Source organism: Enterococcus sp. DIV0800, assembly GCF_050559735.1.
Taxonomy (GTDB): domain Bacteria; phylum Bacillota; class Bacilli; order Lactobacillales; family Enterococcaceae; genus Enterococcus_A; species Enterococcus_A devriesei.
The window spans coordinates 2108423-2123159 of the sequence record NZ_CP187898.1 but is presented as its reverse complement, the minus strand read 5'-3'; the positions used below and the strand labels follow the sequence as shown (position 1 = coordinate 2123159).

The 14737-nt window shown below is 39.6% G+C and carries 8 protein-coding genes; 7 read left to right on the top strand and 1 reads right to left on the bottom strand.

Annotation, left to right across the window (positions count from 1 at the left end; translation table 11 throughout):
- The first annotated feature begins 43 nt into the window (after positions 1-43).
- On the top strand, positions 44-1951 hold the full coding sequence (locus IGI54_RS10170; protein ID WP_430620632.1) for a beta-glucoside-specific PTS transporter subunit IIABC: 1908 nt from the start codon (positions 44-46) through the stop codon (positions 1949-1951).
- A 48-nt stretch (positions 1952-1999) separates the two neighbouring features.
- Here the strand turns inward: IGI54_RS10170 and IGI54_RS10165 are convergent, their stop codons facing one another.
- Positions 2000-2917: a MurR/RpiR family transcriptional regulator gene (locus tag IGI54_RS10165; protein ID WP_430620631.1), complete on the bottom strand. Its 918-nt coding sequence runs from the start codon at positions 2915-2917 to the stop codon at positions 2000-2002.
- A gap of 226 nt (positions 2918-3143) precedes the next feature.
- Here IGI54_RS10165 and IGI54_RS10160 point away from each other — a divergent pair, with 226 nt between their 5' ends.
- From IGI54_RS10160 to IGI54_RS10135, 6 genes are all read left to right on the top strand, one after another.
- Positions 3144-4535, top strand: a complete 1392-nt coding sequence (locus IGI54_RS10160; protein WP_430620630.1) for a 6-phospho-beta-glucosidase — start codon at positions 3144-3146, stop codon at positions 4533-4535.
- A gap of 18 nt (positions 4536-4553) precedes the next feature.
- On the top strand, positions 4554-5984 hold the full coding sequence (locus IGI54_RS10155) for a 6-phospho-beta-glucosidase (RefSeq protein WP_071863165.1): 1431 nt from the start codon (positions 4554-4556) through the stop codon (positions 5982-5984).
- Between the two features lie 393 nt (positions 5985-6377).
- The gene (locus IGI54_RS10150) at positions 6378-9623 is read left to right on the top strand and encodes a SpaA isopeptide-forming pilin-related protein (protein ID WP_430620629.1); all 3246 of its coding nucleotides are present in this window, start codon (positions 6378-6380) and stop codon (positions 9621-9623) included.
- Positions 9624-10321: 698 nt separating this feature from the next.
- The gene (locus IGI54_RS10145) at positions 10322-11815 is read left to right on the top strand and encodes a helix-turn-helix domain-containing protein (RefSeq protein ID WP_430620628.1); all 1494 of its coding nucleotides are present in this window, start codon (positions 10322-10324) and stop codon (positions 11813-11815) included.
- Between the two features lie 545 nt (positions 11816-12360).
- Complete coding sequence (locus tag IGI54_RS10140; RefSeq protein ID WP_311900936.1) at positions 12361-13053, top strand: pilin N-terminal domain-containing protein; 693 nt, start codon at positions 12361-12363, stop codon at positions 13051-13053.
- Between the two features lie 11 nt (positions 13054-13064).
- Positions 13065-14720, top strand: coding sequence for a SpaH/EbpB family LPXTG-anchored major pilin (locus tag IGI54_RS10135; protein WP_430620627.1), 1656 nt, complete (start codon positions 13065-13067; stop codon positions 14718-14720).
- Positions 14721-14737: the final 17 nt, after the last annotated feature.

Sequence of the window (14737 nt, the reverse complement as noted above, 5' to 3'; positions counted from 1 at the left end):
CGAAAGAATGAATACGCTACCAAAAAATAGGAGGAAGACAAACATGGGAAAGTATCATGAATTAGCAGAAAAGATCGTCGCAAATGTCGGCGGAAAAGAAAATATTAATAGCCTAACACATTGCATTACGCGCTTGCGTTTCAAATTAAAGGACGAAAGTAAAGCCAATGATAACGTGTTGAAAAACATGGACGGTGTCGTGACGGTCATGCATAGTGCGGGACAATATCAAGTTGTTATCGGCAATCACGTAGGACAAGTTTATGACGATGTATTGGATATTGCTGGAATTAGCGGCGAAGGCGGCGCACCGGAGGAAGCTTCAGGTAATATCTTCAACCGCTTCATTGATGTAATCAGTGGAATTTTTCAACCGTTTCTAGGTGCTTTGAGTGCTGGCGGGATGATCAAAGGTCTGAATGCTTTATTAGTGGCGGCGGGTGTATTGACGCCTGAAAGTGGCACTTACGTGGTATTGAATGCTATCGGGGATGCGATCTTTATGTTCTTACCGATTGCTGTAGCGATCACCGCGGCTAAAAAGTTTGGTGTTAACCAGTATGTCGGCTTAGTCATTGGTGGTGCACTGTGTTATCCAGCCATTCAGTTATCGGCACTGACTGCAGTGGAAGGCGTTCAACCACTGTATACCTTGTTTGCTGGCGGAATGTTTGAAAGTCCGGTCTATATGACCTTTATGGGACTTCCTTTTGTAGCTAATAACTACACGAGTAGCGTTATTCCATCAATCTTGATTGTCTGGCTGGCTAGTAAACTACAGAAGCCGTTACGTAAAATCGTCCCAGAAGTGATTCAAAACTTCTTTATTCCATTTTTCTTATTGCTAATTGCTTTACCGATTGGATTCCTAGTGATCGGTCCAGTTATCACGATCTTGACGAATATGTTAGCAACTGGCTTTGACAATCTATTGAATTTTTCTCCAATTTTATTTGGTTTAATTGTTGGTTTGTTCTGGCAAGTATTGGTTATCTTTGGTCTACATTGGAGTATTATCCCGATCGCGATCTTGCAATTAGGTACGATGGGCTATGCAACAGCATTGGTTGGGACATTTGGTGCCAGCTTCGCTCAGACAGCAGCAGTAGCAGCAATGTATTTCCGTTTAAAGAATCCGAAAGAAAAAGCATTAGTGGTACCAGCTGTTATTTCTGGGATTTGCGGAGTAACGGAGCCAGCAATCTACGGTCTGTCTCTTCCTAAGAAAAAACCATTCATTTTCTCAATGGTTGGGGGTGCTGTATCTGGAGCCTTCTTAATTGCCATGAATACTCGTTCATACGTAATGGGCGGCTTAGGAATCTTCGGGATTCCCAACTTCATCAACCAGCAAACTGCGGATACCTCTGGTGCTATCTACTCAATCATTGCTATCGTAATCGCTTCAGTTATTGGCTTTGGCTTAACCTTCTTCTTCTGGAGAGATGATGAAGTTGTGGAAGTTGAAGAAGGACAAAAAGCAATGGAAGTTCGTAAAGAAATCGTTACTGCTCCTGTTCAAGGAACGATGATGCCATTATCAACAGCGAAAGACCAAGCCTTCGCACAAGGTGTTCTAGGTAAAGGTGTTGTTATCCATCCGACTAAAGGTGAAGTAGTAGCGCCATTTGACGGTACAGTTATGACGATGTTCCCAACGAAACATGCAATTGGTTTAGTTTCAGATAATGGGTTAGAAGTATTGATCCACATTGGGTTAGATACCGTCCAGTTAGATGGAAAATATTTTGAATCATTTGTAGAACAAGGCGCTAAGGTTAAACGCGGAGATAAATTAGTTACTTTTGATATCGACGCAATCGAAGCAGCTGGTTACAGTGTAGAAACACCAGTTATCGTAACCAACACTGCTGATTATCTTGATATTATTGAAGCAGATCAAAAAGCAGATGTCTGCAACGATGATGAGTTATTAACGGTACTAGTGTAATATTCTTTTCCTTAAAAAAGTTCGGGACCTAGACAAAGGTCCCGAACTTTAATTTGGTAAAAACGATTCTGTTATTTGAATCAGCGACTCAGGAGATTCGGCCATAATGGCGGAGCTGGTTTTTCGCTTATCGACTAATTCGCTGATCGTGATCAGATGATTCAGGTTTTTTTGATAATCTTCAGCGAAGACACAGCTGTACAGAACGTCTAATAAGTAGCAGATGGACGAGTTGATGGTAAAGTTGGCGATTTTTGTATAAAGTCGTTCGCGAGTGGTCATTCGTAAGACGGCCTGACTAAGTGAGCCTAGTGTATTGTCACCGATGCTAGTTAACGCGATGATTGGAATATTTTGTTTTTGTAAAATCTTCGCGATTTGTAAAATATGACTATTTTCACCCGTATAAGAAATCAAAATGGCACACGTATCTTCTTGACTATTGAAGGCTTCATAAGCATCTTCTCCCATCGTTTGGTTCGTCACGACGTTTTTCTGGATGCGACGCATCTTCAAAGCGAAGTCTTGGGAGATCAATAAATTGGCGTTACCGCCGAATATCTTGATTTGTTTTGCGGTGAGAAGTAGTTGTTTCGCTTTTTGCAGATCGTCATGATTTAGCAAACTCAAAGTATCGTCGATCGTTGTTCGTTCTAAAGAAGCGATTTTATTGGCGATAGTCATTAAGCCATCATTGTTTTGAAAAGGAAAATTAGCATCAACATCTTCAAAATAGGTTTGCAGGTAGGTTTGTTCTGCTAAAAATTCGTTTCGCAATTCTAGCCAGCCATTGTAGCCTAATTTTTTTGCGACTCGAATTAACGTTGAGGGATGCACGTAATTAGCTTCTGCGATTTCTTTGATGGTCATTGATTCGATCGTGGTCCCTTTGTCTAAAATATACCCGACTAGGGCTGTTTCGGCATTAGAGAAATCAGTTTGTTTCATTTTTTCAGTTAAAAGCATATTGTCACCACCAGTTTCAAATTGTTTACATTTATTATAAATGATTTGTAAATAATTTTGTGAATTCTAAGGAAGAAATGCGTAAATATTCCATTGATATTTACAAAATTAAGCGTTTTCTTATCCTTGTTTGTAAATATCAATGGAATAACTTGTGATTGGATTGAAAAAAGTTTTTACGAATTAGATAATTATATTGTAAATAAAAACAGAAGGAGTCGATCGAATGACAGCAGGAGTAAAAATCGCCACAATTGGTGGAGGCAGTAGCTACACCCCCGAATTAATGGAAGGTTTTATTAAACGTTACGATGAATTACCAGTTCGTGAGATCTGGTTAGTCGATATTGAAGCAGGACGTGAAAAAGTAGAAATCGTCGGCGCAATGGCTCAACGGATGTGGGATGCTTCACCTTATGATGTGAAAGTTCATATTACTTTAGACCGTGAAGAAGCGTTGAAAGATGCTGATTTCGTTACAACGCAATTCCGGGTTGGTTTATTAGAAGCTCGGATCAAAGACGAACGTATTCCGGCCTACTATGGCATGTTAGGGCAAGAAACGAATGGTGCCGGTGGCATGTTCAAAGCATTCCGGACTGTTCCAATCATCTTAGACATCGTAGAAGACATGAAACGTTTATGTCCAGACGCTTGGCTGATTAACTTCGCTAATCCAAGTGGTATGGTGACTGAGGCTGTCGTTCGTTACGGAAAATGGGACAAAGTCATCGGTTTGTGCAATGTTCCAGTTATGGCACAAATGATTGAACCTGAATTATTAGGTACACAACCGGATGAGCTGATTTATAAATTTGCCGGCTTGAACCACTTCCATTGGCATAAAGTAACTGACGCTCATGGCAAAAATGTCACACTAGATATTATCAACAAAATGTACGAAGGCGATGAAACTGGAATGCCTAAGAACATTCATGATATCCCGTTCCCAAGAGAAATCTTAGAACAAATGCAAATGATTCCTTGTGGCTACCACCATTATTACTATCAAGAAGAAGAAACACTGAGTCACGCGCTAGAAGAATACAAAACAGTCGGCACCCGTGCACAACAAGTCAAACAAACGGAAACTGAATTGTTTGAATTATACAAAGATCCAAACTTGGATTACAAACCAGAACAATTAGGCAAACGTGGCGGCGCGTATTATTCTGATGCGGCTTGTGAATCAATCGCTTCGATTTATGCCAACAAAAATACACAATTAGTAGTCTCAACGAAAAATGACGGCGCTGTGCCGGATCTTCCAGCAGACTGTGTCGTAGAAGTATCGGCCTATATCGGCGGACAAGGCGCGCGTAATGTGGCCTTTGGCGAATTGCCGGTAGCGGAACGCGGCTGGTTGCAAGTCATGAAAGCAATGGAATTATTGACGATCGAAGCAGCAGTGACGGGTGATTATGATACGGCTTTGCAAGCATTTACCATCAACCCATTGGTTCGTTCAGGTAAAACAGCTCAACGGATCATGGATGAATTATTTATCGCACACAAAGATTTCTTGCCAAACTTCAAAGAAACGATTGAACGCTTAGAAAAAGAAGGTATCGAAGTTCAGGATGAAGTGGCACGTGAATTAGACTTAGCAAAAGTATAGAAAGCAGGGAAAGAATAAATGGGATTTAGAAAAGACTTTTTATGGGGTGGCGCAACGGCTGCCAATCAATGTGAAGGGGGCTATAACGAAGGTGGACGCGGATTAGCTAACGTGGACGTAGTTCCAATCGGCGAAGATCGTTTCCCAGTGATTGCCGGGAAGAAAAAAATGTTTGATTTCGACGATGAGCATTTTTATCCTGCTAAAGAAGCAATCGATATGTACCATCATTGGAAGGAAGATATCAAGTTATTCGCGGAAATGGGCTTTAAAACGTATCGCTTGTCATTAGGCTGGAGCCGGATTTTCCCACAGGGTGACGAAACAGAGCCGAATGAAGAAGGGCTGAAATTCTACGAAGACATCTTCAAAGAATGTAAAAAATATGGCATCGAACCATTAGTGACGATCACTCACTTTGACTGCCCAATGCACTTAGTAGAAAAATATGGCGCATGGCGTAGCCGTGAATTAGTCGGCTTTTACGAAAACTTATGTAACGTGATCTTCAATCGTTATAAAGGGTTGGTCAAATATTGGTTAACCTTCAATGAAATCAATATGATTTTACACGCACCATTCATGGGTGCTGGTTTGTACTTTGAAGAAGGCGACAATGTTGAGCAAGTTAAATATCAAGCAGCCCACCATGAATTAGTTGCTTCTGCAATCGCAACGAAGATCGCTCATGAAGTAGATCCAGAAAATCAAGTTGGCTGTATGCTAGCAGCTGGCTCTTACTATCCATATACGCCAAAACCTGAAGATGTTTGGGCTGGGCGTCAAGATGAACGGGAAAACTATTTCTTCATCGATGTACAATCGCGTGGAGAATATCCAGCATACGCTTTGAAAGAAATGGAGCGTAAAGGGATCGAAGTGAAAATGGAAGAAGGCGACAAAGAGTTATTAAAAGCTCATACGGTTGACTTCATCTCCTTCTCTTACTACTCTTCACGGGTAGCGACGACTGATCCTGAATTGTTGGAACAGACAGCCGGCAATATCTTTGCCTCTGTCAAAAATCCATACTTGGAAGCAAGTGAATGGGGTTGGCAAATCGATCCTCTAGGCTTGCGGATCACGATGAATGATTTGTATGATCGTTATCAAAAACCATTGTTCATTGTGGAAAACGGCTTAGGTGCAGTGGATACACCAGATGAGAATGGCTATGTCGAAGATGATTATCGTATCGACTACTTAGCTAAACATGTGGAAGCGATGAGAGATGCTGTTGATCAAGATGGCGTGGATCTATTAGGCTATACTACTTGGGGTTGTATCGACCTTGTATCTGCCGGAACAGGTGAAATGAAGAAACGCTACGGCTTCATTTATGTGGACCGTGACAATCAAGGCAATGGAACTTTGAAACGCAGCAAGAAAAAATCATTCGATTGGTATAAGAAAGTAATCGCTACGAATGGTGAAGATTTAAGTAATTAATGTAACTGCCGAGACTTGGAGCATTCAAGTCTCGGTTTTTTGATTTTAATTCATTGTAGAAGGGGGTCTATGTTCTCAATGTGTTTAAAAATTATTTCGTATAAAAAAATCAAAGAAAAAGAATACTATTTTGTTTAACAGTCGAAAAGAAATATGAGAACGAATAACGCTTTTGCTTGAGTTTGCCTTTTAATATCAACATTTATTCAAATTTCAATAACTTAGTGCTCTATTTTAACTGAAAATGAATAAAAAATAATATCTGCTATGCTGTCATTATTAATAGATGGTTCAAGAACTTATTCAGATAAAGCAGGTTTTCACATTATTTTTTAGTTTTTCAATCATTTACTACAATACTAAGTCAAATTGAATAGTGAGGAGGCTCATGTAATGCGTAAAACCAGTTTGTTGTTGTTTTTAATATTAGTTCTTTCATTCTTCACAGATTTAGCTCTGCCAACAATGAGTGCTCAAGCGACAACGCTAGAAAAAGAAATTATCAATGAAAAATTTTTAACTCTATCCTATACTTGTGAGTCTAAAAAAGGTTCCAATCGCTGGGAAATAAAAATCGACCGGCAAAGCGAAGAAAAGCTGATGAAGCAACGATTGAAGTTAAAAATAGTAGATGAAAAAAATGAACCGATCGCCTATCCCACAAGTAAAAAAATGATCGAGCAGGATAGTTGGCTAATTGAAAAGGATTATTCTGGCGAGCTGAAAACTCAGCTCTTATTTGAGTTGCCTAAGTCAGTTAAAAAGCTGCAACTATTTCTACAGATCGACCAGAAAAGCTCGTTAGATACTGAAGCGAAGATTCAGGAAAACATTTTAGAAAATGAACAACCCTACCTTCTTAAAGCTAATCTGAAAGACACAACAGAAGCTAATAGAGTCACTTCTGAAGATCTGAAAACTCCGGTTACCGTCGAATCAAAAGAATTTGTCGGTCCTAAGCGGCCACCTCAGCCAGACGAATCTGTCCAACGTGGGAGAATTACACAAGAAAGTTCAATTTATCGTTCTTTGTATGAGAACAAAGAAATACAATATACAATCGATGCGACAGGAACGTATCCGACAGTGGCTTGGCAGCCGGAAGGACAAACAAATGTCATCAATCATCAAGGCGGATATGAAACACAAGCTGGTTGGGACAATCAAACGAGCTGGAACGTAGAACAAGACACCTATCAGAATTCCTATATAAAATATGGGGATGAGTCCGCCAATCCGAATATCCAATTACGAAAATATGCCCAACAAATCTCAAAACCAGATGAATTCAAGATTAAGTTGAACGTACGGGGAAATCGTCGGCAGAAACCGGGAATCGATATCCTTTTGTTATTAGATAATTCAGGATCGATGTCCCATTCAGTCAATAATACTGGAAAAAGTAAAAAGAAAAGTGCCTCTGATGCAATCGGAAGTTTGATTACAGAGCTCAAGAAAAAGCAGTCTGGTAGCAATATTCGGATTGGTGCGCATATTTTCAGTAGTTATGAAAAGAAGAATATCTATGATGGAGGCCAGTGGCCTGAGAATATGACAACCAAACAATTAACTAGTGATACCTCTGTTTGGGATCAAATCACATCAGATTATGACTCACTTCCGCCAGAGGGAGAAACTTTCACGCAGCGAGCTTTGATGGAAGCTGATAAAATATTTGGCTCAGGAGAGAGCGGCGAACGAGAAAAATTTTTATTTATTTTAACCGATGGATCGCCGAATTTAAGCTATTTGCCGGCCAATCCAGCAGAAGCCAAAAAGTCTAGTGATATCTATATTGATAATGTCTATATTAAAAATTGGAACGCTACTGATGTGGATGATAATTTTAAAAGGGGTGATAGCATTCGTGCGAGTGGATCGAAAACCAATTTTATCGGACCTTGGCAAATTCCTGGAACGAGCTATTATTTAAACAGCCACCTAACACCGGCTAATTCGACTGCATATGATTTGAAAAATAAAGGGATCGAGATTCATACGTTGGCTGTGGATATCAAGCCGATGGTATCAGGAAATTATAGCGACCATACTAAAGCTGAGCTGACGAGAGGGTTAGCCAAGATGTCTAGCAAGAAGGTTGATGATTCATCTGATGAAAATAGCAACTACTTTTTCTACCATGCTGATAATGTAGACGAGCTAGCTGCAGAGATGCAATCTTGGTATGAGACGATTACTTTGGCTGTAGAAAAAGGGAAAATAAACGATCCTTTAGGAGAGATGGTTGAATTAGTCAAGGAGTCGCCACCCACGGTTCGAGTGCTTGAAAACGGTGCTCCAGCGATTCCAGAGAAGCAGCGACCAACTATTGCAGTGACAAACAATCATCGTGAAATCGAAGTGACCAATATCAATTTGACGGATAACCAAGAAATCGAAGTAGAATATACGGTCAGGTTAAAAACGACGGATAAATCATTTGTTTCTGGTCAATGGTATCCAGCTAACAACACCACAACCTTGACGCCAACACCTGAACGAACAACGGATCAGCTTGAGTTTGGTGTTCCTTCAGTAAAATGGTCAAAAGCAGATTTTGTCATCCCGGTCAAAAAAATCTGGGAAGATACTTTCAATGGAACAGCAGATTATTGGAAACTAAGACCGAGTGATCTTACTGTTGCCTTGCAAGAGCAGGTAAGCGGCAAATGGCAAACCATTGAAGAAAAAGTACTGAATGAAGCGAATGGTTGGACCGAAAAATTTTCAGCAGTTGCAGGTGGACCGAATAATCATTACCGTGTGATTGAACCAAACCGTACGGCTGGCTACAAAGCGCCTAAAATTAATCAAACGGACTTCACTTCCGAGACAATCGCGAAGGACGGCATCGAAATCACCAATACGCTGCTGCGAGGCAATCACTCCTTCTGGAAATTTAAAGGGGATGGCCAGACTGTATTTGTCGCCGATCTACCGAAATTCCAAGTGAAACGCAAGGATGGCACGATTTTGGCAACGGATCTTACGCCGGATAAATTTGGAAAGGTTGTGATCAATGATTTCGTCATTGGTGATTACGTTGTGGAGGAGACCTATGTCCCTATGGGGTTTCTGCCAATCGCAGATTTTGAGATCAGTGTCAGAGAGAATGATTCTTTAGATGCGCTGGTCTTTAAGGTAAATGATAGCAGCGAGGATTTCCATGCATTGAATACGTTAAAGGATTTTACGCTGAGAGTCGAAAAAGTAGGACCAGACGGTAAGCAGCTTTCGGGGGCGACTTTTCGCTTAATAGGTTCTGAATATGACGTGACTAAAAAGGATGGACCGATATTTGACTTTTCTGCTCTTCGTCCGGGTGCATATACCTTGACTGAGGTAGAGAATCCAGAAGGTTACGAAAGAATCGAAGAGCCTATCCAATTTCGAATCACGGTTAGTGGTCAAGTTGAGATTTCGCCTCACGCTCACGTTGCTGGCTCCGGTAGAATCAGCAAAGCGGGTAACACCATTGAACTGACGGTTACGAATAAGAAGATACAAACAGGAACTCTGCCATATACTGGTGAAGGAGGAGTTCGAAAGTTTTTCTTAACCGCTGGTGTTATGATGCTTCTAGGAATGATTTTGAGTCTTGTTTATCTATACGTAAATAAAAGACAGCCACATAATTAAAAAGAACAAGTCAAAAAATAATATGAGAATTTGAAAAGAGCGAAGAGTGAAAACTTTTGGCTCTTTTTGTTTGTAAAAACCAAATGATTTATTCAGCTTTTCCAAAATGAATATTAATAATGTTTACACGCTATAAAAAAAACGAATTGAATAACCCTATACGAGCTTAAGATGCACTGATATTAATATTTTATGTGAATTTAAATAACCTAAAATAAAAGAATTGTAAAAAAACAAATAAAAATCAGTTTCGATATCATATACATATAGAAGAAAAATAGTAAAAATAAAGGGTTAAAGTTTTTCTAAGCCTATTATTAGATTTCATTTTTATTATATTTTATTCATTGTTTTTCGATCGCCTAATCTTTAATAAAAAACGATAAAAATGAAAACGCGATTTAATGATAAATGATTAAAAACCATTTATATTAATGAAATAAAAAAAATCAGAGAGGTGAAGGACACGACGGGAATAATTAAGCAGCGATGTTTTTCTTTCATTTGAGGATTGTTTTTTGAATCGCCCTTTATAAAGAAATAGACAGCTGGATAGCTGTCACTGTATTAAGTGTTTTTTGAGAGGGAAACGCTTAATGCAGGAGGTTTGTTGGGAGCTTTATCAAGGGAGATTTTGTCTATTGGCATAGAAATTTTTGCGTCGTTTGACAGAAGGAGTCAAAAAAGGGGATGATGAAATGGATTTTAGAGAGGTTTTGGGGACGAGCAGTTTGCGGCGTTTACGTTTTGTTGAACTACTTTATGCTAGTCAAGTTGGACTGCCAAGCGATCAACTATTAGAGGAGCTAGAGTGTTCATTGCCGATCTTATTGAAAGACGTCAAGCTGATCAATGATGAGCAGGATGCTTTCCATATTGAGAAATTTAAAGGGCTTTATCAAATTCAAGTCAAACCGCATGTTAGCATCAATCGTTTATACGCTGAGGTACTTCAGCAATCGCCTGAGTTTCAAATCATTGAAGAACTACTTTATGAAAAATGCTCTAGTATCAGTGATTTGGCAGAAAAACTTTATTTGAGCGCGTCTAATACACAGCGCTATTTAAAGAAAATCGAAAATGCCTTAAAAAAAGTCGGAATCAAATTAGATTACCGTCCGTTGCGGATTGAGGGCAAGGAAAGCGTGGTTCGCCATTTTTACTATCGCTACTTTATTGAAAAGTCTGGCAGCTTAGAGATGCTATTTGACGAGCTGAAGGAATACCAAGTAAGAGCCATCTCCGACTTGGTGGATCAATTCATTCAAGTTAATCATTTGGAAAATCGTCATATTTTTAGGAAGCGGGTGAGTTACAATATTTTTATCAGCCTATGGCGAATTAAAAATGGACGTTTTTATCCGCAAAATGAATTGATTAGTCCGTTAAGTATGCCAGACAAAGAAACATTGGATTCTTTTGAACGGATGGCACTAGAAGTTTTCCGGGTACGTCTAACAAATGAACAAGTTAAGGATTGTTTATGGTTATCTTACGCAGATATGTTGGTCTTTAGTGAGGATCAATGGAAATCAGCGATGAAACAAAGTCGTACTTATCGAGATCTTTATCAGAAGCATTATGAGCTAGTAGAAGAGTTCAATCGATTGATCGGCCGTTCGCTAAATGAAGATGAGAAAAGTGAATTAACGATTGTCTTAGTTAACGATCAGCGGATGTACTCGCCGAAAGGGCGCTTCATCGATATTTTGTATCGTCAACGGAGTATTTTCCTTGAAAAAATGATGGAGACTCACTACCAAGCGGTTAAGAAGGTCTTGCAGATTGCGGAGCGTTTTGTGAAGCGGTACCGTATTTATCAAGAGAATGATTTTGTTTGGAATTACGCCTATCTTTTAATCACAATGGTTCCGCAAAGCTTGAATTTATTGGCTAGCAATGACAAACCGTTGAAGCTTTTACTGCTGTCGGAATTGTCACCGACCGAGGAAGTTTTTTTAGCGGAACAGATTGAAGAACGAATTTACGGAAATTTTGAAGTTAATTTTGTGGAAGAGCGATCACGGGATGCTCATATTGACCAATACAATTTGGAAAAATACGATGCCTTGATTACTTCAAGCAGTGTTGAGGAAGTTCCATACGATTACCCCACCGTGATTATCGACCCCTTCTTAACCAACCAAAATATTGTTCAGCTACAGCAGCTGATTAGTGATCTGGCTGGCTGATGGACTGAAACGAAATATAAATGAATTGCCTCCAGCTTAGCTGAGGGCTTTTTTATTGTTGAGGAAGAATGCTAAAGACCTTTAACGAAAGTAGAAATACCCAAAACGCTTTTTTTAATGCAAGCGAATAATTTTTTATAATTTGAAAATAAAATAAAGTAAATGAGTAAAATAACTTTATATTGGAATATAAGCTCAAAATAATGCTTAAAACAGAAAGTATAATAACGCAAACAAAGGATTTTTCGAAAAAAACATAGAAAAATAATATCAGTTAAGATGATGTTGAAGTTAACTATCATCAATTAAAAATCAAGGGAGTGATTTGCTAGAAAATCGTATTTGTTTAGTAATTCATTTAAGATTTATTTATTTTTGGTTCTGAGTATTTTTGAAGGCTTGGTAAGTCGAATAGACAGGCTGTACTTTTTTCTTTCGCCTTGCTGCAAAACTTTTTTGTGATAGCAGATAGTGTGTTGGTTTTTGTCTATTAAGAATACTTTTGACTAAGAATTAGATGATCTTAGTGTAAGGAGGCCTAAAAAATGAAAAAGCAGCTTTTTTTTATTTTAAGTCTGCTTCTAGTGATTAGTTTTTTCGGAACTAAGGCATCGGCGGCGGAAAAGCAAGTCGAGGTCTGGCTACATACTTGGGAAGAAAATGGAAAAGTCGAGGGAACGGACCAACTGATGTTTGAAGTCTATGATTTGACGGATTGGCGGACGCGACGACCCGAGGATGCGAAAAAGGCGAAGGAATATTTGTTAAATACCTATGCAACAAAGGAAAAAATGGCGGCTTTTGTCAAACACGAACAGCTGACGAAGGTCAATACCGAGGCGCTGATCGTGGATGGCAGTGGGAATCTTTCCTTCGAGCTACCGCGCTATCGTGAAGGCAAAGATGCGGCTTATTTGATTTTAGCTAGTGGAGAGACTGGAGAGCATCATTTGCTGCCGATCATTCTCTATTTGCCGCAAAAACATCCAGAGACGCAAGAAGAGGCGGAGCGCTTATTAATTTATGGAAAATACCAAGTTGATTCGCTCACACCGCCGCAAGACTCTTCTAATAAAGGGGAGAATTCTAACCCACAAAAAAGTTCGGCGGATTCACCGGTTCTTAATGGAGCGGCTTTTCCAGCAACAAATGATCTCATTCGTGATTATACAATCATCGGTCTGCTACTAATGGTGGTTGGCTTAATTGGTTTCAAACTAAATAAAAAAAGGAATTAGGGGGAAGAATTATGAAAAAGAGAGGGAAATTAGTGAAGACATTGACGGCATTCCTTTGTGTATTGCCAATAATGTTTGGAGTGTTCGGAATTTCCGAAGCTGCTTCGGCTGCCGGTGCGACAGTCGATGTCACCTTACACAAAAAGAAAATGGATGAATTTCCAACTAAAGAAATTCAAAATACCGGGGAAGAAATGTCTGAATTTGATCAGTACAAAGGCTTACCAGGGGTAGAATTTACAGCATGGGACATTACAACAGATTTCTATAAAAAATTGGATGTTGAGTTAGCTAAACTACCAGAAAATTATTCAGATGCTGAATACGATGCGGCTGTAAAGAAGGTCAAACAGGAATTCAAATTAGCTGACGCCAACAATGCCATATCAAAAGGCACCAAAACCACAGATAAGGATGGTCTTGCCACATTTGAGGACCTAGAAGAGCGAGATGCTGGCGGGATTTATAAGGTCTATTTATTTGATGAAACGGAAAAAGAGGGTGTGACGGCCGGTACTTACCCGCTAATTTTGATCTTACCTGCATTGAAAGAAGACGGAACTCCGATCAAGGATATTCATCTTTATCCTAAAAATAAAGTGAAGTCTGAGGATATCGATAAAGAGATCGTTGACGAGAATGGTAAACCAATCACAGCCCCAACAGAAGGCAGATACGATTATGAAGTAGGAAAGAAAATCTATTATCGAGCGACTTTCACCATTCCGAGTCAAATCGGAGATGAACTGATCGGAGAAGATGGCAGCAAGCAGACACGTTACAGCAAATTGAATTTCACCGATGTAGTGGATAAAACCGGTGTTAAATTTGAAAGTATCAGTAAAATTACCGCAGATGATCAGGAGATTGATCTGACGGAGTTCCAAAAACATGGAACGATCAGCTTGAAAAATACCGAGTCAAATTACGACAAAGATCAATTCGCAGGGTTTGAGATCGTGATGAATTTGAATAATGCGACGAATAAAAATGATGATCCAAACTACCAAATATCACGAGCGACGGCCGATTACTTGAAAAACTATGCTGGCCAAAAACTAGCTATCTACTATGCGGTCTCTTTGACGGATGACACGCCAGTTGATGAATCGGTAGAAAATAGCTTTACCGTTGATTTGAACCATGACAACAGTCAAGAAGATGAGATCCAAACAGTCGTTGATCCGCCGGTAGTGACTACTGGTGGAAGAAAATTCATCAAGGTAGATTCCAAAGAGCTGGATCAAGGGTTAGCCGGTGCTGAATTTGTTGTTATCAAAACAGAGGGTTCAGAGGAATATTTCTTGAAAATTGAAGCCAATACACGGACTTGGGTGAAAGTGGTGGGTGATAATTACACCGATGCGAAGATCTTTACTTCTAAGGATGATGGAACATTCGAAGTGACGGGGCTAACCTATGGCGATTATTCGCTGCGAGAGATCACTGCTCCTAATGGCTACAGTAAATTGGAAGATGATTTTGATTTTACAATCTCAAAGGATTCTTACACCAATGAAGCAGCTCAATTAAAAATTGCCAACGTTACTAAAGGCGGTTTCTTGCCGTCAACGGGTGGAACAGGGATCATCGCTTTCGTGATTTTAGGTATGGGCTTGATGACGTACGCATATATCCGTTATCGCAAGCTGAATCAGGGCGTCTAAGTTATGTGCTAATTAAG

Bases quoted from the DNA above. Each gene is read 5' to 3' on its own strand.
- IGI54_RS10155 (WP_071863165.1), top strand. From the start codon at position 4,554: ATGGGATTTAGAAAAGACTTTTTATGGGGTGGCGCAACGGCTGCCAAT.
- IGI54_RS10170 (WP_430620632.1), top strand. From the start codon at position 44: ATGGGAAAGTATCATGAATTAGCAGAAAAGATCGTCGCAAATGTCGGC.
- IGI54_RS10160 (WP_430620630.1), top strand. From the start codon at position 3,144: ATGACAGCAGGAGTAAAAATCGCCACAATTGGTGGAGGCAGTAGCTAC.
- IGI54_RS10140 (WP_311900936.1), top strand. From the start codon at position 12,361: ATGAAAAAGCAGCTTTTTTTTATTTTAAGTCTGCTTCTAGTGATTAGT.
- IGI54_RS10135 (WP_430620627.1), top strand. From the start codon at position 13,065: ATGAAAAAGAGAGGGAAATTAGTGAAGACATTGACGGCATTCCTTTGT.
- IGI54_RS10150 (WP_430620629.1), top strand. From the start codon at position 6,378: ATGCGTAAAACCAGTTTGTTGTTGTTTTTAATATTAGTTCTTTCATTC.
- IGI54_RS10165 (WP_430620631.1), bottom strand. From the start codon at position 2,917: ATGCTTTTAACTGAAAAAATGAAACAAACTGATTTCTCTAATGCCGAA.
- IGI54_RS10145 (WP_430620628.1), top strand. From the start codon at position 10,322: ATGGATTTTAGAGAGGTTTTGGGGACGAGCAGTTTGCGGCGTTTACGT.